At 64.9% G+C, this 20469-nt stretch carries 17 protein-coding genes and 1 pseudogene; 6 read left to right on the plus strand and 12 right to left on the minus strand.

Annotated elements, in window-relative coordinates; genetic code table 11:
- Positions 1 to 255: 255 nt before the first annotated feature.
- A pseudogene (locus tag FDW81_RS09575) lies at positions 256 to 858 on the plus strand (PRC and DUF2382 domain-containing protein); the annotation flags it as partial.
- Positions 859 to 1104: 246 nt separating this feature from the next.
- Here FDW81_RS09575 and FDW81_RS09580 read toward each other — a convergent pair.
- The gene (locus FDW81_RS09580; RefSeq protein ID WP_138133951.1) at positions 1105 to 1566 is read right to left on the minus strand and encodes a DUF4383 domain-containing protein; all 462 of its coding nucleotides are present in this window, start codon (positions 1564 to 1566) and stop codon (positions 1105 to 1107) included.
- Positions 1567 to 1720: 154 nt separating this feature from the next.
- Between FDW81_RS09580 and FDW81_RS09585 the strand changes: the two genes are divergently transcribed.
- Positions 1721 to 3034, plus strand: a complete 1314-nt coding sequence (locus FDW81_RS09585; protein ID WP_138133952.1) for a DUF6350 family protein — start codon at positions 1721 to 1723, stop codon at positions 3032 to 3034.
- 29 nt (positions 3035 to 3063) lie between these two features.
- On the opposite strand, the gene FDW81_RS09590 is transcribed toward FDW81_RS09585, so the two are convergent.
- On the minus strand, positions 3064 to 3495 hold the full coding sequence (locus tag FDW81_RS09590; protein ID WP_138133953.1) for a hypothetical protein: 432 nt from the start codon (positions 3493 to 3495) through the stop codon (positions 3064 to 3066).
- A gap of 39 nt (positions 3496 to 3534) precedes the next feature.
- Between FDW81_RS09590 and purN the strand changes: the two genes are divergently transcribed.
- A complete protein-coding gene (gene purN / locus FDW81_RS09595) occupies positions 3535 to 4098 on the plus strand; it encodes a phosphoribosylglycinamide formyltransferase (RefSeq protein ID WP_138133954.1) in 564 nt (187 codons plus the stop codon).
- 119 nt (positions 4099 to 4217) lie between these two features.
- Here purN and FDW81_RS09600 read toward each other — a convergent pair whose 3' ends face one another.
- Positions 4218 to 5570, minus strand: coding sequence for an MFS transporter (locus FDW81_RS09600; protein ID WP_138133955.1), 1353 nt, complete (start codon positions 5568 to 5570; stop codon positions 4218 to 4220).
- Positions 5571 to 5711: 141 nt separating this feature from the next.
- Here FDW81_RS09600 and purH point away from each other — a divergent pair, with 141 nt between their 5' ends.
- The gene (gene purH, locus FDW81_RS09605) at positions 5712 to 7397 is read left to right on the plus strand and encodes a bifunctional phosphoribosylaminoimidazolecarboxamide formyltransferase/IMP cyclohydrolase (RefSeq protein WP_138133956.1); all 1686 of its coding nucleotides are present in this window, start codon (positions 5712 to 5714) and stop codon (positions 7395 to 7397) included.
- 90 nt (positions 7398 to 7487) lie between these two features.
- Here the strand turns inward: purH and FDW81_RS09610 are convergent, their stop codons facing one another.
- Together FDW81_RS09610 and FDW81_RS09615 are read right to left on the minus strand one after the other, a co-directional pair.
- Entirely contained in the window at positions 7488 to 7703 is a 216-nt protein-coding gene (locus FDW81_RS09610) for a hypothetical protein (RefSeq protein WP_138133957.1), read from the minus strand.
- Complete coding sequence (locus tag FDW81_RS09615; RefSeq protein WP_138133958.1) at positions 7687 to 8658, minus strand: serine protease; 972 nt, start codon at positions 8656 to 8658, stop codon at positions 7687 to 7689. The genes FDW81_RS09610 and FDW81_RS09615 overlap by 17 nt, the downstream gene beginning before the upstream one ends.
- 344 nt (positions 8659 to 9002) lie before the next feature.
- On the opposite strand from FDW81_RS09615, the gene FDW81_RS09620 reads away from it, so the two are divergent.
- Positions 9003 to 11222 carry an NADP-dependent isocitrate dehydrogenase gene (locus FDW81_RS09620; RefSeq protein WP_138133959.1) on the plus strand — a complete coding sequence of 740 codons (2220 nt, stop codon included), beginning with the start codon at positions 9003 to 9005 and terminating at the stop codon, positions 11220 to 11222.
- 77 nt (positions 11223 to 11299) lie between these two features.
- Here FDW81_RS09620 and FDW81_RS09625 read toward each other — a convergent pair whose 3' ends face one another.
- A complete protein-coding gene (locus tag FDW81_RS09625; RefSeq protein WP_240720131.1) occupies positions 11300 to 12223 on the minus strand; it encodes a DMT family transporter in 924 nt (307 codons plus the stop codon).
- 75 nt (positions 12224 to 12298) lie between these two features.
- Here FDW81_RS09625 and FDW81_RS09630 point away from each other — a divergent pair, with 75 nt between their 5' ends.
- Positions 12299 to 13222: a LysR family transcriptional regulator gene (locus FDW81_RS09630; protein ID WP_205754608.1), complete on the plus strand. Its 924-nt coding sequence runs from the start codon at positions 12299 to 12301 to the stop codon at positions 13220 to 13222.
- Between the two features lie 3 nt (positions 13223 to 13225).
- Here FDW81_RS09630 and FDW81_RS09635 read toward each other — a convergent pair whose 3' ends face one another.
- The 6 genes from FDW81_RS09635 to FDW81_RS09660 form a co-directional block, all read right to left on the minus strand.
- Positions 13226 to 13756, minus strand: coding sequence for a hypothetical protein (locus FDW81_RS09635; protein ID WP_240720133.1), 531 nt, complete (start codon positions 13754 to 13756; stop codon positions 13226 to 13228).
- Positions 13753 to 14979: a serine/threonine-protein kinase gene (locus FDW81_RS09640; RefSeq protein WP_138133960.1), complete on the minus strand. Its 1227-nt coding sequence runs from the start codon at positions 14977 to 14979 to the stop codon at positions 13753 to 13755. The genes FDW81_RS09635 and FDW81_RS09640 overlap by 4 nt, the downstream gene beginning before the upstream one ends.
- 274 nt (positions 14980 to 15253) lie before the next feature.
- On the minus strand, positions 15254 to 16891 hold the full coding sequence (locus tag FDW81_RS09645) for a hypothetical protein (RefSeq protein ID WP_138133961.1): 1638 nt from the start codon (positions 16889 to 16891) through the stop codon (positions 15254 to 15256).
- A gap of 85 nt (positions 16892 to 16976) precedes the next feature.
- A complete protein-coding gene (locus FDW81_RS09650) occupies positions 16977 to 17945 on the minus strand; it encodes a hypothetical protein (protein ID WP_138133962.1) in 969 nt (322 codons plus the stop codon).
- A 178-nt stretch (positions 17946 to 18123) separates the two neighbouring features.
- Positions 18124 to 19194 carry a Gfo/Idh/MocA family protein gene (locus tag FDW81_RS09655; protein WP_138133963.1) on the minus strand — a complete coding sequence of 357 codons (1071 nt, stop codon included), beginning with the start codon at positions 19192 to 19194 and terminating at the stop codon, positions 18124 to 18126.
- 171 nt (positions 19195 to 19365) lie between these two features.
- The gene (locus FDW81_RS09660; RefSeq protein WP_138133964.1) at positions 19366 to 20463 is read right to left on the minus strand and encodes a sugar-binding protein; all 1098 of its coding nucleotides are present in this window, start codon (positions 20461 to 20463) and stop codon (positions 19366 to 19368) included.
- Positions 20464 to 20469: the final 6 nt, after the last annotated feature.

Genomic DNA, 20469 nt, shown 5'->3' on the forward strand with positions numbered 1-20469 from the left:
ACGGTGGGCGCTTGCCTTGAAATGGCGGGGGAGAAAGCGTTACCCGGAGGAGAAGGCTGGGTGAACAGCAGCTTTTGGGGCCCGGGAAAAATTTACTAAGTAGGCTTGGCATTTGATGCTAAGCATGCTTACGGTAGGGGGGCAGCTAACGTGAAGCCTCAAGCAGCCGGGGCGGAGGCCGACTGCCGGGAATCCGGTGGCGGGACATCCATTTGTTAGCTAAGCCGAGCGCAACGACACATCCAAGGAGACGTCATGCTCAACAGGGAAAACATTGAAAGCCTGCTTAACAAGGGTGGCAACGTCATCGGTTCCGACGGCGAGAAGATCGGTTCGATCGGGCAGCTTTACGCGGACGACGACACGGGTGAGCCCACATGGGTCACCGTCAAGACGGGGCTCTTCGGCACCTCCCAGTCTTTCATTCCCGTTGAAGGCGCACACAGCCAGGGCGATGACCTGGTGGTTCCGTACACCAAGGAACACGTCAAGGACGCACCCCGCGTGGACGTGGACGGCCACCTCACCCCCGAGGAAGAGGACCGCCTCTACACCTACTACGACCGCGGCGCGCGGACGTACTCGGACGCCCAGTCGGATACCCGCAACGACGTGGACCTGCAGGGTGACGCCGACCTCAACGCTGGCACCCCCACCGCTGGTCTCGCCTCGGACCGCGACGCCGACCTGGGCACCGTAGGCCACGACACCTCCGGACCCAGCACTGACGACGCCATGACCCGCTCCGAGGAGCAGCTCCGCGTCGGCACCGAGCGTGAGGCCACGAGCCGCGCCCGGCTCCGCAAGTACGTCACCACGGAAAACGTCACCAAGACTGTCCCCGTGCAGCGTGAGGACCCGCCTGGAGCACATTGACGCAGAAGGCGTGGACCGCGACGCCCCCCGCTAAGTCACCAGCACAGCGAACGACGACGCCGGGAGCCAACTTGGGGGCTCCCGGCGTCGCCGTGCGTGAGGTTCTTTCTTGAACGCTGGTGCAGCCCCCGCCATGCGGTGACTGCACCAGCCAGTAAGACGAATACCTTCAGAACTTAGGTTCTTCTTTCATTCGCGGCTCCTGTTTCCCGGCTTACGGATTCCGGGCTATCTCCTGTCCTCCGCCATGTTCCTGGAGAACAGCCAGCCAGCAACAACCATTGCAGCGCCCAGTGCCAGGTGGGTCCAGTTGTCAGCCATGTTCAGCGCCAGGAAGTTGGCTGCTGAGTCCACTCCGACAATCAGCCCGTAGATGGCCAGGACGATGTACAGTGCGCCTGCCCCCAGGAGGAAGTTCCGCGCTCCATGCTCGGTGCGGGACATGGCCCAGCCGGTGGCGCCGACGGCCAGCTGCACGATGTTGAGCAGCATGGACACCTGGAACACACCAAAGAGCATGGCTTGCGAAGCCGGTCCAAGGAACATCAGTTCGCTGTATTGGGTGGTGATGCCCGGGATGAAGCCCAGGACACCCACCAGCATCAAAAGAATTCCCACTCCCATGCCCACGTTTTGGACGTCTGCCCGGCCAAAGTGAACGCCGTGTGCATGTGGGGATGCGGTAGTCATTCTTTGCCTCCTATCCACTCTTGTGGACAGTTAAATTTTACGGCGGAGACCTGCGAAAAGCGCCGCTGTGGGCCTCTTTGAGGTTCGCCGGGATTGCCGGTTTCAGCCTGTCGGTTCCCTGCCGGCGGGGATGGCCGTGACACTATGGAGCACGATGAAACTGCGTGCTGATCAGACCGGAGACCGCGGCCTTCCCATGCCTTTGTGGCTGCAGGGGGCCCTCGAAACGGCGCAGGCAGCTGTTATCTCCGCGCTGGTTGTGATCGCCCCGATCATCGCGGTGTGGGCCACCGCCGGCTTCAACAACAGCGCGTTCGATGCACTTGCACGGCTCGCCGGACAGTCCTGGCTGCTGGTCCACGGTGTACCGATGGAACTGACGACCGCCGGTTCCAACACGGCGGCGAACGGGGAATCCGGCGCGCTCTCGCTCATCCCGCTGGGCCTGACCCTGCTGCCGTTCCTCCTGGCCTGGCGGGCCGGCCGCCGCCTTGCCCGGGCGTCCTACACGGACCAGCTGTGGCAGGCACTGCTGGGGTCATGGGTTGTGTATGCCGCCTTCGGCGCCGCCACCGGCTTCGTCTGCCGCACAGCGGACGTCGGCATCAACGCCCTGCACGCCATGTTCATCCCCCTCATTCCCTACGCGCTGGGCATGGTGATTGGGGCACGGCTCGAGGCCGGTTCTTGGAGCCGGCTGATCGGCGTCGACGCCGTGGCCTGGATTTCCCGCACCAGCCAGCATTCGCGCTGGGCCGGCTCCTATCTTGCGTCGGCTGCCAAGGCAGGTTTCGTGGCGGCAGCTGCGGCGCTCTCTTTGGCGGCCGTGCTGCTGGCCGTTGACCTCTTTATTCACTGGAACCTGGTAGTCGCGGTGTACGAAGCGCTCGACGCCGGCGCCATCGGAGGCGCAGCCCTCACGATTGCGCAGCTTGGCTTCCTGCCTAACCTCGTGGTCTTTGCGCTGGCCTGGACATCGGGAGCGGGTTTCGCCATGGGTGCGGGTTCCCAGGTGGGCCCGCTGGGAACGGCGGTCGGCCCACTGCCGTCCATTCCGGTGTTGGCAGCCATTCCCTCTGGGCCGCTCGACTATGCCTTTGTTGTGCTGATCGTCCCGGTGCTGGCCGGTGTGCTGGCCGGCTGGTGGTTTCTGCGCGAAGGTGAAAACCACTTTGACGAATGGCTTTCCATCAAAGTCCGTGCCCGCTGGTTCACGGCCACGGTTTCCACCCTGGTCCTCGGGGTGCTCGTTGGGCTGGCCGCGGGGCTGCTGGCTTTTGGTCTCGCGTGGATGGCCCGCGGCTCAGCCGGCATCGGGAGGCTCACCGAAATCGGCCCGGACCCGTTGTGGACGTCAGCCTGGCTGGCTGCTGAGGTGGGGGCCGGCGTCGTGATCGGTTACGCGGCCGGGCCGTGGCTGGAACGCGAGCACGCCGCGCAGGAAGCGGACGCGGAACTGCTGTCCTAGCCCGGAGGCCGTTGGCGCCTTGCTGCCGGCTAAGGGAGTTGGCGGGGCAGGGAATTTTCCAGCTGGACCCGGCAGGCTGACTGCGCCTTGTCGGTCAGTGCACGGCCCACACACGCCTGGTATTCGCGCACTTCGTCGAAGAACACGGACGTGACCAGGATCAGCAGTACCATGATTGCTGCCACCACCAGTCCGGAAATGGTACCGATCAGCACCAGCCTGGACTCCTTCAACCTGGCGGCCCGGACCAGCAGGACAACGCCCAGAGCCACGCTGGCCGCCGTCAGGATTCCCGTCAGCCACAGGTAGTTGACGTCCAGCTGGTAGACGAAGAAGGCGCCGAGCACCGAGACGACGAACATCCGGAACAGGGTGTGGGTCCTGGCAAGCGAGGCCTTGGCTACCTCGCTGAGCGGCGGTTTGGTCCGCTGCTGCCCAGCCGGTTCCGGAGTGCTGTTCATGTTTTCCAGCCTACGCGAGCCTGCCCATAAGCTTGGACCATGCGCATCGTAGTCCTCGTTTCCGGTACCGGGTCCAACCTTCAGGCTGTCATTGACGCGGTTAAGGCAGGGGAACTGGACGTGGAGATCGCTGCTGTTGGTGCCGACCGTCCGGGGACCTATGGGGTGGAACGGTCCGCTGCGGCAGGCATTCCAACCTTCGTGGTGGACTTCAAGGCATATCCGGACCGGGCCGAATGGAACGCGGCGCTGACGAAGGCCGTTGCCGCGTTCGAGCCGGACGTGGTGGTTTCCTCAGGTTTCATGCGGATTGTGAGCCCGGAGTTTATTGACGCTTTCAACGGCAAGTACCTCAACACGCACCCGGCTTTGCTGCCCGCATTCCCGGGGGCGCATGGTGTCCGGGATGCGATGGCATACGGCGTGAAGGTCACGGGCTGCACTGTCCACTGGGCGGACGCCGGGGTGGACACCGGTCCCATTATTGCGCAGGAAGCCGTAACCATTGAGGACTCGGACACCGAGGAAACCCTGCACGAACGCATCAAGGTGGTGGAACGCCGGCTCCTGGTGTCCACCCTGGCATCCCTCGCCGCCGGCTGATCCTTTCCTTTCCGACACCCATACTGCTTCTCGACGCGCAGGTTCCCTGGCGCCCCCTAAATAGGGGGAGCGCCAGGGGATATGCGCGTCGGAATTGAACGGGCGCGTCGAGAATGGGGCTACTCGAGGCGGCGCTGCCTGGTTTCCGGGGAGAAGAAGGCCATCCACAGCACGGCCACCAGCACCAGTCCGCCGGCCAGCGCGAAGGACGTGGCCAGGCCCAGCTCCGGCCAGAAGTAGTTCGCGAAAATGAGCGGCCCGAAGCCGGCCCCAATCCGTGAGAACGTGGACGCCCACCCAAAGCCGGTGCCGCGCAGCTCGGTGGGGTAGAGCTCGGACACGTAGGCGTAGAGCACCGGGATGGCCACCTGAACCACGAACCCGAACACCAGCAGCCAGAACACCGCCGCGGTAGGAATGTCCACCACCAAGGCAACGATCACCAGGGTCAGCGCGGACAGCGGCCCGGTGATGGCCAGGATCCATTTACGGCCGACGCGTTCCACCAAAAGGGCTGCCACGATCACGCCCAGGAGTCCGACGGCGGCCATGGAGGCGGTGGTAAGGAAGGCCTTGTACTCGGCGAAGCCGGCGCCGATGAGGATCCGGGGCATCCACGTCAGGGACAGGTAGTAGACAAGCAGGATGCTGAAGAACAGTGCCCAGGCCGCCGCCGTGATCTTCCAGTTGAACTGCCACACCGAGCGCAGCTGGGTCCAGGCGCTGCCGGCGGAAAGCCGCGACACGTCCTTCGCATCAGGGAGGCTGTAGGCCCGGGCTTCCGCTCCGGTAGCTGCCACCAGGCCGTCAATCACCTTGGCCGCTTCCTCGCGCCGGCCCTTGCGGATCAGAAACAGCGGGGACTCCGGCACGCTCCGCCGGACCCAGAAGACCAGCAGGGCGGGCAGGACCATCACCAGCATGGTCAGCCGCCAGTCTCCGTACAAAGCCACCAGAGCCGCGGAGACGAAGCCTGCCAGCGCTGCACCGATGGGCCACCAGCCGTCCATGGCAGTAAGGACCTTGCCGCGCTGCTTGCGCGGGGTGAACTCGCCCACCAGGGCATAGTCCACCGGGATGCAGCCGCCCAGGCCGAAGCCGGCCATGAAACGGAACACGCAGAACCAGATGAAGTCGGGGGAGAAGGCACCAAGCACGGTGAAGAGGGAGAAGATCAGCAGCGTGGCCGTGAACGCCTTCTTGCGTCCGATGGTGTCCGCGATGGTGCCCCAAATGAAAGCACCCAGCGCCATGCCGATCAGGTTGGACGTGCCCACCCACGCGACTTCACCCGGAGTCAGGGCCCAGTGCGCGGAAAGCAGCGGAATGAGGATGCCGTTGAGCGTCACATCCCAGGCATCGAACATGAAGCCGAGGCCGCCGATCAGAAAGATCCTGCCCTGGACCTTCCATCGCCATGGCAGTTCCTGGACCACCTGTTCGCCGCTCGGCACAGTGGTGTAAGTATTCATCGCAGCCTCCTGGGGAAAACTCTAGCCGGGCCCACTGGCGTTCACACTTACGCTGACACGCCGGGCAATGCCCCTTCGCGCTAAACTGGCCGTATCCCCACCAACCGCGGCGCTGTTCCGCGAGATAAGACGGAGACATTTGTGAGCTTCACGCAGCATGAGCGCGTATCCATTGACCGTGTTCCCATCCGCCGGGCGCTGATCTCGGTTTACGACAAGACCGGTCTGGAGGAGCTCGCGCAGGGCCTGCATGCAGCGGGAGTGAAGCTCGTGTCCACCGGCTCCACGGCCAAGAAGATCGCCGCCGCTGGCATCCCGGTCCAGGAAGTCGAGGAAGTCACCGGCTCCCCGGAAATGCTGGACGGCCGCGTCAAGACGCTCCACCCGCGCGTCCACGGCGGCATCCTGGCCGACCGGCGCGTGTCGGCGCACATGGAAACGCTCACCGCAATGGAGATCGAGCCGTTCGACCTGGTGGTGGTGAACCTCTACCCGTTCGTCGAAACCGTCAAGTCCGGCGCTGCCCAGGACGACGTCGTTGAACAGATCGACATCGGAGGTCCCGCCATGGTGCGGTCGGCAGCGAAGAACCACGCCGCCGTCGCCATTGTTGTTGACCCCTCCTTCTATGGCGAAGTGGTCACCGCAGCGGCTGAAGGCGGGTTCGACCTGAAGACCCGCCGCCGGCTGGCCGCCAAGGCGTTCGCCCACACCGCTTCCTACGACAACGCCGTGGCAACCTGGACCGCCAGCCAGTTCCTGGATGAGGACGGGGACGGCGTCATCGACTGGCCCGCCTACGCCGGCCTCTCGCTGGAGCGCTCCGAGGTCCTGCGCTACGGCGAAAACCCGCACCAGCAGGCTGCCCTGTACGTGGACAAGGCAGCGCCGGTGGGCATCGCCCAGGCAGACCAGCTGCACGGCAAGGCCATGAGCTACAACAACTTCGTGGATGCCGACGCCGCCCTGCGCGCAGCCTACGACTTCAAGGAACCGGCCGTAGCGATCATCAAGCACGCCAACCCCTGCGGCGTGGCCGTTGGCTCCGAGGACGCGGCAGACCCCATCGCCGATGCCCACGCCAAGGCCCACGCCTGCGACCCCGTCTCGGCCTTCGGCGGTGTCATCGCCGCAAACCGCACTGTGACCGCCGGCATGGCCAACACCGTTAAGGACATCTTCACCGAGGTTGTCATCGCGCCCGGCTTCGAGCCGGAGGCCGTGGAGATCCTGTCCAAGAAGAAGAACATCCGCCTGCTCGCCCTGCCCGAGGGCTACGGCCGCTACCCCACGGAGTTCCGCCAGGTCTCCGGCGGCATGCTGGTTCAGGTCGCCGACAAGGTCGATGCCAACGGCGACGACCCCGCGAACTGGACCCTCGCCGCCGGTGGAGCCGCTGACGAGAAGACGCTCGCAGACCTCGCCTTCGCCTGGCGGGCCTGCCGCGCCGCCAAGTCCAACGCCATCCTCCTTGCCGCTGACGGCGCCGCTGTGGGCATCGGCATGGGCCAGGTCAACCGCCTGGACTCCTGCCGACTGGCCGTGGAGCGGGCCAACACCCTGGGCGTGAAGGTGGAGTCCGACGTCGAAGGTGCCGGTGGTGCCTCGAATACCAGCACGGACGGCGCACCCCAGCGGGCCCGCGGTGCAGTGGCAGCCTCGGACGCCTTCTTCCCGTTCGCTGACGGCCTGCAGATCCTGATTGACGCCGGCATCCGTGCCGTGGTCCAGCCCGGCGGGTCCGTCCGGGATGAGGAAGTCATTGCGGCAGCCAACGCGGCCGGCGTCACGATGTACTTCACCGGCGCCCGCCACTTCTTCCACTGATCCTACGCGCCCAGGAATGACTCCTACCCGCCCAGGAACGACGGCGCCCGCCCCCTTTGTCGGGGACGGGCGCCGTCGTCGTTTGCTGGCTTAGTCGTGGGCAGGAGGGTCGGACCCCGGTTCGCCGGTGTCCGCGCCCCTCTGCTTGAGACGCGGACCCTCCTCCGGAAGCCGCAGCTCCCGGGGCCTGGCTTCCGCCATCCGCTGCTCTGTCCAGTACTCGAGGACTTCCTCGGGAGACTGGTTCAGCTCGGCGCGGCTGACGGACTCTTCACCGGGTTGGATGTTCTTAGGATGCTGATGCAATGGCGTAGGTCTTCTGGATGACGGATCCCCAGTACGGGCCGTACATCACCGCCGAGCGGTTGTAGCCATAGCTGTTGACGGAGTTCTGGAGACCGGCGGAGCCGCTGCCGATGAACCAGGGGCCGCCGGAGGAACCGCCGGTCATGTCGCAGGCGATGCCCTGGGTGCCGAACTGCGGGTTATGGGGATCGTTCGTTGCCGTCCCGGTGCAGCTCTTGAGCGTCTCTCCATTGAAGGGGGAGGCGGCGGGGTACCCGAAGGACTTGTAGGTCAAGCCTCGTGCCTCATTGAAGGCCACCCCGGAGCCGCCTACGACGTCAGTCAGCGTGCGTTTGCTGGAGTCGCGGTTCATGACGGCGAAACCGGTGTCGTAGGCCATGTCCCCGCTTGCAACCCACTGCGTGGGGGCCAGGTAAGCGCGTGCCGTCCATTTGCCGTAAGGAGCGGCACCGTTCTCATATGCCGGCACAAAAATGAAGTTGGTGGCGTAGGCGCCCGGGCCCTCGTTCAGGCAGTGCCCGGCCGTGGAAACCGTGCTCCCGTTGATTGAGGAAACAGCATTGCCGGAGCAGACATAGTTGGAACCACCCAGGGTGAAGAACACCTTGCCGACGTGGCTGACCGGGGCTTCGCTCTGGGCGATGGTGGGCTTGCCCTTGGTGGCCTGGACCTGGCTGCTCTTGCCCTTCTCCACCGTGGAGTCCTTCGAGCGGTTTCCACGTTCCAGCGCCTTGCCGGCCAAGACATCGCCAGGGATGGCGTTCCTCATCTTCTCGGCCGTCCAGTATTCAGCCACTCCGGTGCTGTCCACCGTGATGCTGACGACCGAAGGATCCTTTTTCCTGTCCTCGGCCACAGCCGGTGCAGCAGTCGCTCCGCCGGCAGTGGTGAGTGCCAGAACGGCGGCGGCTGAAAGGCTGAGGAAGCCGGAAGCCAGAGACCTGGTGCGTGTCATTGTTGTCCTGTCTTGAACGGGGATTGGCCCCGGGGAGGGCCGGGGTGACCCTGCGAATTTACCGCCATATGACACCGGCTGTAAATAGCAGTGACCCATCATGTAGGGCCTCCCGGCCGTCCGCCGGGCTGGCAGTGCGGCCGGCTCCGCAGGGAAAGCGCGACGGCGGCGTACCCGCCAAGGTGCGGGCCGGCGTCGTCGGTTCTCCATCGCTGTAATCCTGCTCACGGCGGGGTAACGCTCGGACTCCAGTACGATGCAACGGCGCGTCCTCGGGTAAGTTGTACATGGTGGAATAGACAGAATTTTCACAACCAAGCCGACCTTCAGGGAGACGCCCGCGCATGTCCAAGATTATCTACACCCACACCGACGAAGCGCCGATGCTGGCTACCTATTCGTTCCTGCCGATCATCGAGGCGTTCGCCTCGACAGCAGGTGTGGAGGTGGAGACCCGCGACATCTCGCTCGCCGGCCGCATCATTGCCCAGTTCGGTGACTACCTCACCCCCGAGCAGCAGATCGGTGACGCCCTTGCTGAACTCGGTGAGCTGGCAAAGACGCCGGAAGCCAACATCATCAAGCTCCCCAACATCAGCGCTTCCATCCCGCAGCTGAAGGCCGCGATTGCGGAACTGCAGGGCCAGGGCTACGCGTTGCCGGACTACCCGGACAACCCCTCCTCGGACGAGGAAACCGCCATCCGCTCGCGCTACGACAAGATCAAGGGCTCCGCCGTGAACCCGGTCCTGCGCGAAGGCAACTCCGACCGCCGCGCACCGCTGTCCGTTAAGAACTACGCACGCCAGAACCCGCACTCCATGGGCGCCTGGACCGCGGATTCCAAGACCAACGTGGCCACCATGGGCAAGGACGACTTCCGCTCCAACGAAAAGTCCGTGGTGATGGAGTCCGAGGGCACCATCACCATCCAGCTTGTCCGCGAAGACGGATCCGTGAAGGTCCTGAAGAAGGCCTTCCCGGTCCAGGATGGCGAGGTCATCGACGGCACCGTGATGCGTGCCGCCGCCCTGGACGAGTTCCTGAAGGCCCAGGTTGCCCGCGCCAAGGAAGAGGGCGTGCTGTTTTCCGCCCACCTCAAGGCCACCATGATGAAGGTCTCGGACCCCATCATCTTCGGCCACGTGGTCAAGGCCTACTTCTCCGAGCTCTTCGACACCTACGGCAAGCAGCTCGCCGCCGCCGGCATCAGCCCCAACAACGGCCTTGCCGCCATCCTCAGCAGCCTCGAGGACCTCCCGGAGGATGTCCGCGAAGGCGTCCAGAACCTCATCAAGAAGGGCCTTGAGGAGGGTCCCGCACTGGCGATGGTGGACTCGGACAAGGGCATCACCACCCTGAACGTCCCCAGCGACGTCATCGTGGACGCCTCCATGCCCGCCATGATCCGCAGCTCCGGCCACATGTGGGGCCCGGACGGCAAGGAAGCCGACACCTTGGCAGTCCTGCCGGACAGCTCCTACGCCGGCATTTACCAGGTGGTCATCGATGACTGCCGCGCCAATGGCGCGTACGATCCCACCACCATGGGCACTGTGCCGAACGTCGGTCTCATGGCGCAGGCCGCTGAGGAATATGGCAGCCACGACAAGACCTTCGAAATCCAGGAGCCGGGCAAGGTACAGATCGTCGACGGGTCCGGCAACGTCCTGATCGAACACCAGGTCACCGTGGGAGACATCTGGCGCGCCTGCCAGACCAAGGACCTGCCCATCCGCGACTGGGTCAAGCTGGCCGTCACCCGCGCCCGCGCCTCCCAGACGCCGGCCGTGTTCTGGCTTGACGAGGAGCGCGCCCACGACGCCAACCTCATCGCCAAGGTCAACGGGTACCTCAAGGACCACGACACCGAGGGCCTGGACATCCGCATCATGTCCCCGGTCAAGGCCATCGCGTTCACCCTCGAGCGCATCCGCAAGGGCGAGGACACCATCTCCGTTTCCGGCAACGTTCTACGCGACTACCTCACGGACCTGTTCCCGATCCTGGAGCTGGGCACCAGCGCCAAGATGCTTTCGATTGTTCCGCTGATGAACGGCGGCGGGCTCTTCGAAACCGGTGCCGGCGGATCCGCCCCGAAGCACGTCCAGCAGCTGCTCAAGGAAAACCACCTGCGCTGGGACAGCCTGGGTGAGTTCCTCGCCCTGGCCGTGAGCTTCGAGCACCTGGCCACCACCAAGGGCAACGCCCGGGCACAGGTCCTGGCCGACACCCTGGACCGGGCCACCGGCACCTTCCTGCTGGAAAACAAGTCCCCGAGCCGCCGTGCCGGCGAACTGGACAACCGTGGCAGCCACTACTTCCTGGCCCGCTACTGGGCTGAGGAACTGGCCAAGCAGACGGACGACGCCGACCTTGCCGCCGCGTTCAGCTCCGTCGCCAGCGAGCTTTCCTCCAAGGAGGAGACGATCGTCGGCGAGCTGGCCGAGGTGCAGGGCTCCCCGGTGGACATCGGAGGCTACTACCACCCGGACGACGCCAAGGCTTCCGCCGTGATGCGTCCGTCGGCCACGCTGAACAAGGTCCTCGCCACACTGGGCTAGGGCCTTCACCAGGCAACGCGAAGAGGCGGCGCCCCGGAGTCTGATCTCCAGGGCGCCGCCTCTTTCGTGCCCACCCTCTAACGTACTGCTGCCCTCTCCACTGCCTCCGGACCGCCGTCGTTCACTGCGTTGCTGTCCGCAGGCTTTTCCCTTTCAGCCTGCAGGGTCACCCCAATGCCTGCGGCTGCCACCAGCACGATGCCCAGGACGGCAGCCAGGCCCGGCAGCTGCCCCAGGACCAGGAATCCAATCACGACGGCGATGGCCGGCTCCAAACTCATCAGCGTTCCGAAGGCAGAGGCTTTCAGCCGGCGCAGGGCCAGAAGCTCAAGGCTGAAGGGGACCACTGGCATTAACAGCGCCAGGCCCGCACCTACCAGCAGCAGCCGCCAGTCGGCAAGGTGTGCCACTACCGCCGGTCCCACGAACACAGTGGTTGCCACTGCGGCCACAGGCATCGAAACTGCGAGTGCCTGGAGGCCGCTCACTTCGTCGCCGGCGCGCTGCGTCAGGAGAATGTACCCGGCCCAGCAGGCGGCAGCCCCCAGGGCAAGAAGGACGCCGGTCACGTCAGTGCCGCCGTGCCACGGTTCCGTCAGAGCCGCAACGCCAGCGGCGGCGACCAGTGCCCACCAGCGGCCCGCCTTCCGTCCGCGGATGACCGCGACCGACAGGGGGCCCAGAAACTCAAGGGCACTGGCTGTGCCCAGCGGTATCCGGACGGCAGCAGCCATGAACATCAGTGTCATCCCCGCAGTGACCAATCCGAGCAGGATGGACGTCACCAGTCCACGCCTGCTGAACCGGGAATGCCAGGGGCGGGTGAACGCAACCAGGATCAGCGCTGCCCAGGCCAGCCGCAGCCAGGCCACGCCGTCGGAACCGAGATGGTCGGCCAGTCCGACGGAGGCGGCAAGGCCCATTTGCACGCAGCACATCGCCGCCCCGGCCATGGCTGTACCGGAGCGCGCTCCGCTGAATTGGTGTGTAGAAAATGGCATGGATTCAGTACACCGTGAAGAAAATGTGTGCGTCCACGTGACATTTCTTCACACATCGTCCAAGATTTATGGACAATGGCTAGCATGGAAACACGGCGGCTCGAAGTCCTGCTCGAACTCGCCCGGCAAGGCTCGATGCGGAACGTTGCCGACACGCTGGGCACCACCACATCGACCGTGTCGCAGCAGATAGCGGCGCTGGCACGTGAAACCGGAACCGCACTGCTCGAACCCGCCGGCAGGGGCGTGCGGCTCACTCCTGCGGGCCGCCGCCTTGCCGATCACGCCGTCACCATCCTTGCAGCTGTGGACGCGGCCACTGCGGAACTGGACCCAGGCGCCGAGCCGGCGGGAACGGTGCGGGTGGCTGGCTTCGTGACCGCAGTCCGCAAGATCCTCATGCCCATCGTTGCGGACCTGGCCGTTACCCATCCCGAGGTGAAACTCGAAGTAAGGGAACATGAACCGGCAGAGGCCCTTGCCCTCCTGGCAGAAGACACAGTGGACCTCGCCTTGACCTATGACTACAACCTCGCTCCGGACAGCAGTGGAGCCTCCTTCGCTTCCCTCCACCTCTGGAACACTCCATGGAGCCTTGGCGTTCCTGCAAATGCTGCCGCTGGGGCCGCGGGCAGCGCGCCGGAAGTTCTGTGGGCGTACCGGGACATCGACTGGATCGGCAACTCGCGGAACAGGGCGGACGAAGACGTCCTCCGGCTGCTTGCCTCAATGGCAGACTTCGAGCCGCGGGTGAGGCACCAGGCTGACAGCCTTGAGCTGGTGGAAGACCTCATCCTGGCCGGAATGGGGGTCGGACTACTGCCCTCGGACAGGGAGCCGCGCGCCGGCGTCACGTTGGTTCCGCTGAAGGATCCGGATGTCCGGGTGCGCGCCTACGCAAGGACCCGGCATGGCAACAGCACCTGGCCGGCACTCGCGGCGGTCCTGGAGCACATCACGCGCAGGGCCGCCGGATTGCCTGGCGCTGCTGGTCCTTAAGCCTCAGTCGTTCCCTTTGCCTTTGCCCTCGTTACCCTTTTTGTCGTCGTCCTTGTCTGCCTCCGGAGCGGGAGCTGGGGGAGCCACGGGAACAGGTGCAGGTGCAGGTGCAGGTGCAGGAACTTCAACTGCCGGCGGCGGAGCTTCGGCAGCGGCCTTTTCCGCGGCAATCCTCTCCTCCTCGGCTGCCTTGTCAGCCGCAGCTTTCTCGGCCGCCGCAACAGCCTCGTTAAGGTCTGCCCGCACAGCGGTTGCGATCGTGGTGATACTCCTGCGCCGTTCCTCAGAAATCCGGCCCTCCGACTGGGCGGACTCCAGCTCGGCCTCGAGACCTTCAAGTGCCCTCAGTGCTGCGGCGGGATCGTCTTGCGACGACGCCTGGGCCACCTCCAGCACACGGGCCTGCAGCTGCCGTGCGGCGTCGCGTTGCAGGCCGGTTTCCGCTGTGCCGCAGCCGCCCAGCAAAGCAGCCGCCAGCAGGGCGGCCGACCATCCCAGCGCCGGCCGTCCGGTGCCGGCAGGCGTCAACCTCACGGTTCCACGCTCTTTTGGAGTTCCTCAAGGTGTTCGCCGAGGACGCCGGTCACCGTTGGATAGGGTACGACGTCGGGAGTTGCCTGGGTGGACAGAGTCATCATCAGTGCCGCGACAGCCGCCGCAACCACCACGAGTCCCATAAGGGCGGTGAGCCAGAAGCGCTTGGTCCGGCGCTTCGAGTCTTTCGCCCGTACCTGCGCCACTACAGCCGCCGGGCTTGCCGTGGCCAGCGCGCCAGCTAAGGGAGCGTCAGGTCCTGCAGCTTCCCGCATCTCATCCACCGACTCCTCCGCAGTGATGGACGGAGGGTGGAACGGCATGGCCGGCAGGACCCTGGTGGTTTCCGGCGCAAGCTCGCCCGGAGTGGACGCTGGCGAGACCAGTGCCTGGCGCAAAACTGTTTCGATGTCCGCCGCTGCCGGCCGCTCGAGCGGTTCGATCGCTGTCATGGAGCGGATCAGGTCAGCCCACTCGGAGGGGACGTCATCAGGAACTTCGGGTGCGCGGTGCAGCCTCGCCACGGCAGATTCCACTGCACTGCCAGGGTACTCCACAGTCCCTTTGATGCATTCCAGTAAGACCAGTCCAAAGGAGTAGATGTCCGTCGCAGGGGAGAGGGGCTGACCCAAAGCCTGCTCCGGGCTGAGGTAGGCGGCGGTGCCCACCATGGTTCCCGTGGCTGTCAGTCGGGTCGAGTCCACGATTCTGGCAATGCCGAAGTCGGTGAGCTTCGGGCGCAGGGGTTCACCGGGGCGGATCTGGACCAGCAGGATGTTGCCAGGTTTGATGTCGCGGTGGATGACACCCAGGCCGTGGACGTAGGCAAGCGCGTCAGCAATTCCGGCGCCAATGACGGCCAACTCCTCCAAGGGAACGGTGCTGTGCCGGATCCGGCTCCTAAGGTCCTGGCCTTCAACGAGTTCCATGGTGAGGAACGGTCTCGGCTCGTCAGGTATCCGCGTATCGATGCCGGCGTCGAAGAGCGTCACCAATCCGGGGTGGTTCAGCGTGGCAAGGAGCTGAATTTCCGCTTCCTGGCGCTTCAGTTCGTCCGCGTCCGGGGCTTGAGGCGCAAAGAGCTTAAGTGCTACGTCGCGGCCCAGTTTCTCATCCCGGGCACAGTACACGGACGACATACCGCCGCGGCCAATGACTTCACCCAACCGATAACGTCCGCCGACCACTTCATTCTTGATGGAGCTAGGCGATTCCGCCACCATGACCGTTCCTCCCGGTGCGCTGCGGCACTGTCGTACCCCAAATTATACGGGCGAGTAGGGTAATCGGGCGATTGGCCAGGGGGCCGGGAGCATGCCGGTGGTCCGGCGGCGACATACATGGCTTTCGCCGCCGGACCACTGGTTACAAGGACATGTGTGCTGAGGACATGTTCTGCATCGTTTTTCGTGTTGGTCTGGGATACCTCCTTTCCCTAAGCCTGCCGGGTGCTGCCGCTTCAGGCGCGTGGGCAGGCGCTTCAGGATCTGTTTCGAGTTAGGACACTTTCCGCTTACGGAGCATCAGGAGTCCTGCCACCAGCAGTAGCAGGGCGAGAGGCGCCAGCGAGGCGTCCACGCCGGTCTTGGCCAGGCCGGTGCTGCCCCGGGACGGGGTGCTGCGGGGGCTGGCGCTGGCTGCGGAGGCGTCGACGGCGATGGCACCGCCCACTGCAGTGGAACCTGCGGGGGCTACGGTGAAGTTGCCGCTGCTGCCGGTGCCGGCGTCACCGGCGCCAAGGCCGCTGCCGTCGTTCTGGCCGGTGTTTCCGTTGCCGGAAACCGCTCCGACATCAGTGCCGGTTCCGGGGGTGTTCGTTCCGGGATCCACGGTGCCAACACCCCCGGTAGTGCCGTCACCGGGATTGTCCGTTCCCGGGTTTTCAGTATCGGGCGTCTCAGTGCCGGGATTCTCCGTCCCGTTACCGCTGCTGCCCAGACCGAGGCCGAGGTCAAGGCCTACACCCAGTCCTGCATCGACCGAACCGTTGCTGCCGGTGCCCAGGTCGACCCCAAGGCCTGCACCCGCGTCCACGCCGCCGGTGGTGCCGTCGGTGCCGCCCAGGGTGACTCCGACGAGTGCGCCGGCGGGGGTGCCGCCATTGTTGCTGTCGGTCCCGCCGAGGGTGATGTCGACGAGTGCGTCGGCGAGGGTGCCGTTGCCGCCGGTGGTGCCGTCGGTGCCGCCGAGGGTGATGTCGACGAGTGCGTCGGCGGGGGTGCCGCCATTGTTGCCGTCGGTTCCGCCGAGGGTGATGTCGACGAGTGCGTCGGCGAGGGTGCCGTTGCCGCCGGTGGTGCCGTCGGTGCCGCCGAGGGTGATGTCGACGAGTGCGTCGGCGAGGGCGCCGCCATTGTTGCCGTCGGTTCCGCCGAGGTTGACGTCGGCAAGTGCGTCGGCGAGGGTGCCGCCATTGTTGCCGTCGGTTCCGCCGAGGTTGACGTCGGCAACTGCCGCTAGGTCTGCCCCGGTGGGTTCTGTGATGCCTGTGGCGGTTCCCAGGCCGATGGCTGCGTCTGCAGCTACTGCCACGTCCGTGGCTGCGGTGTCGGCAGCGGCCAGGGCCAGGTTGACGTCCGCAACTGCTGCTACGTCTGCCCCGGTGGTTTCTGTGATGCCTGTGGCGGTTCCCAGGCCGATGGCTGCGTCTGCAGCTACTGCCACGTCCGTGGCTGCGGTGTCGGCAGCGGCCAGGGACAGGTTGACGTCCGCAACTGCCGCTACGTCTGCCCCGGTGGTTTCTGTGATGCCTGTGGCGGTTCCCAGGCCGATGGCTGCGTCTGCAGCTACTGCCACGTCAGTTGTGGACGCGTCAGTCAGGCCAGCGTTGCCAAGTCCAAGATCAACGGTAGCGGCGGCTGCCAGGGCAGCCGTGGCGCCGTCAATGCCGGACACTGAATCGCCGGCGAGTGCTACATCCGCTGCGGCGGCGACGCCAGTTGAGCCGGACGGCGTTGAATCACCCAGCAGACCCAACGACGTCGAATCAGCGGACGCCGCCGCCGAGATGAGGGCGGAGGCGGAAAGGTCCGATCCGCTGGTAGTGTCCGCGGCATTTGCCGTGGTGCAGCCGAGGGCTAAAAGCCCGCCGGCGAAGAGGGTGCCAAGCATCCCCCTGCGAAGGTTGGAACTCATGATGATTTCTCCTGAAAAGTTGAGTTATGGCGCTGAGCAGCGCCTGTAGGATCCGCGTTCTGCCGGAAGGGCAGCGGGGACTCAACTAGTCAGGAGAGGAGCCGGGGTCGTGGGACACCGGCGCAGGGATGTGCTTGAGGAGTTCACCGGCATCTACGGGGCCGGTGACAGGCAGGTCAAGATCGAAGGGACTCAGCCAGGCTGCGGCGCCGGACGACGCTCCCGAAGACGCTCCGCTTCCCGTACCTGAAGCGGGCACGGCAGGTGCCGGGAAAGGAAAGGATGAAGGATCGTTGGTGTCGGGTTGTTCCCCGACCTGCGCCTCAGCGAGGACCCACTCCAGCCCGGACGAGCCCGCCGAGACTAAGTCACTGGAGCCGGCAATAACGGAAGTTGCCGCGGCTGCAATGGTCGCAGTCGAAGCGACTGCGCCCGGAGCCACGGTCTCAGTGGTGTTGGCCGGCGCTGTTTTACTGGTTTCTGCGGCGCCAGCTACCATAGCGAAACTGTCCGCCTGCTGCTCAACATCCTTGTGCGCCACCACACCATCAAGGTCAGGAAGCGGAACGGGAAGCGGAGCGGTGCCGGTGACCGCATCGGAAACAGGTTGCAGTACCGCTTCCAGTACGGGTACCACCTCGAATACGGGCGCAGCTACTACTTTCACGGCTTCCGCCGCTGTTGTGTCCGCAGCCTGGACGACCGGTCGTGAAACCGCTGACACTGTTCCCGCGGGAACCACCTGGCTGACTACAGGGACGGAGGCTGCAACGTCGTCGGCAAGCACCGAGACTTCGCCGCCTATTGGCTTCAGCAGACCAGCTGATGATGCCTGCGCTGCTGAGTCAACGGCGGCAGGAGCCGTGGCGTCCGGAACGGGCAGCTTGTCCGCCACCGAGGATATAGAAGCGGTGACGCCCCCCAACAGGGATGCTGCATCCGGAAGTGCATCGGCGGAAGCTGCCGTTGCTGAGAAGGTGAGCCAAGTGAACGTGGCTGCTCCAGCAAGCAGCACCGGCCTGAGCGCACGCCATGGCGAGCGTTCTCTAGCCATGCGTACCACCCCCAGTACTGTTGCATTCGACGATGTCTACAGCCTAAAACCGATTGTTGCAGGAAGTCTAGGGTCTGCTAAAACAACTCGACAAGAAAGGAAACTTTAAGTCGCGGCTGTATGACAGTTGTTGGACACCGGTCAAGTATTAACGGATTAGTAAGCGGAACATAAGCCCTCAGTGGTGGTCATTCGGGTAGGTGACGCCGAGCTGGGCACGCACTCCATCGAACAGCCGCATGGTGCTCAGTGAATCCTCCAGCGGCATAACCGGGCTTTCCGTCAGGCCCTGCTGGATACAGCGCGTAACCTCGCGAAGCTCATACGCGTAGCCACGGCCCACAGGTTCAAAGGTTTCAGTGCGGCGGTCGTTCAGGCCTGAGGCCACTACCAGTTCACGCGGGTTGTTGATGGAGCCCACGCTTTGGAGGAAGCCCAGGTCTCCGGCGACCGTGGCAACTCGGGGCCCGTGGGCCAGCAGGGAGGATGTCAACTGCACTTGCGCCCCATGGTTGTAGCCCAGCGTGAGGGCGTTCTGCGCGTCCACGCCGTCGTCGTTGATGAAGCCGGTGGCGCTCACCGTCTGGGGAAAACCAAGGGTTCCCAACGCCCACAGCAGCGGATAGACCGAAATATCGAGCAAAGCTCCGCCGCCGTCCTGCCGCGCCCAAAGCCTGGCGGTAGGGGAATAAGGCGCCGGAAAGCCGAGGTCTGCCGTCACCCAATGGACGTTCCCCAGCTCGCCGGACGCCGCGATTTCGAAGGCGCGCTGCATGCCCGGCAAAAACCTGCTCCACACCGCTTCCATCAGGAACAGGTTGCGGCTTCGGGCTACCTCGATAAGCTCGGCTGCCTCACGGGCGTTTATGGTGAACGCCTTTTCGCAGAGGACGTGTTTGCCGGCGTTGAGCGCCGCAAGGACGATCTCATGGTGTTGTGCGTGGGGAGTCGCCACGTAGACAACGTCCACCTGCTCGTCGGCAAGCAGCCGCTGGTAGCCGGGCACCCCGCCGTCGTCACCGTAGGCCTGGGCAAAGTCATACGCAGCCGCGAAGGCGTCGGCCGTGTCCTGCGCCCTGGAGCTCACGGCGTAAAGCTCGGCGTCGGCCAGCAGAGCCAGGTCCTGCGATACTGAACGGGCGATGCCGCCCGTTGCGATAACCCCCCAGCGCAGGGGAGAACCGGTGGCGGAACGGGGGTCCTGGTCGGACTGGCTGGACAGCCATGGCTTGGCAATGGGCGCACTCATGGTGACCATCCTCTCACCGCAGCGGGCGAGGGTTCCGGAATGACCTGCCGAAGCTGATGGGGCGTTGGGGAATTACAACGAAGGTGTCAGAGCGCCGGTGGAACTGCTGAGAGCAGACGCGGAAGTGCCCGGCCCCCAAGAGGGGACCGGGCACTTCCTGGTTCAGATTGCCTACTTGGTGATCGGTTCGAGGACCGGGTCGCCGGCGTAGGCTTCCTTGACGTTCTCAGCGGTAACGATGACCGGCTCCAGCAGGTAGGCCGGAACGGTCTTGACGCCGTTGTTGTAGGAGTCCTTGTCGTTGATCTCCAGTTCCTTGCCGGCCTGGAGGTCCTTCACCATGGTGATGGCGTGCTCAACGAGCTTGCGGGTGTCCTTGTTGATGGTGGAGTACTGTTCGCCCGCCATGATGGACTTCACGGACTCAACTTCGGAGTCCTGTCCGGTGACGACCGGCAGCGGCTTGCCTGCGGCCTTGACGGACGTCAGGACTGCGCGTGCCAGGGTGTCGTTCGGGGACAGGACACCGTCCAGGGACTCGCTGGTGTAGCTGCCGGTGAGCAGCGTGTCAGCGCGGCGCTGGGCGTTTTCGGCCTTCCAGCCCTGTGTCACTGCCTGCTCGAAGCTGGTCTGGCCCGAGAGTACCTTGAGCGTGCCGTCGTCGATCTTCGGCTGCAGGACGCTCATGGCGCCGTCAAAGAAGACCTTGGCGTTGGCATCGTCGGGGGAACCGGCGAACAGTTCGATGTTGTAGGGACCGGAGGGCTTCTTGGCCTGGAGGCCTTCGAGCAGGGCCTGGCCCTGCAGCTCGCCCACCTTGAAGTTGTCGTAGGCCACGTAATAGTCCACGTTCTCGGTGTTCAGCAGCAGGCGGTCATAGGCGATAACGGTGGCGCCGGCGTCCTTGGCCTGCTTGAGCTGGGTGCCCAGCTGCGAGCCGTCGATGGCGCCCACGATGATGACTTTGGCGCCCTTGGTGACCATGGCGCTGATCTGGTTCTGCTGCTCGGACACGCCGCCGTTGGCGAACTGAACGTCAGGTTTGAACCCGGCTTCGTTGAGGCCGTCGTTGAACAGCTTCTCTGCAAGAACCCAGTTTTCACTGGTTTTCTGCGGAAGAGCGACGCCGATGGCGGAGTCCTGCTCGAAGCCGCCGGCACCCTCGGTGCCGCCGCCCGTGGTGGTCTCTGACCGTCCGCAGCCCGTCAGCGCCAGTGCTGCGATGGCAGCAACCGCTGCTGCCTTTCCTGCTTTACCCATCATTCGCATTGTTGG

Origin of the sequence: Pseudarthrobacter sp. NamB4 (assembly GCF_005796185.1) — a bacterium.
GTDB lineage: Bacteria > Actinomycetota > Actinomycetes > Actinomycetales > Micrococcaceae > Arthrobacter.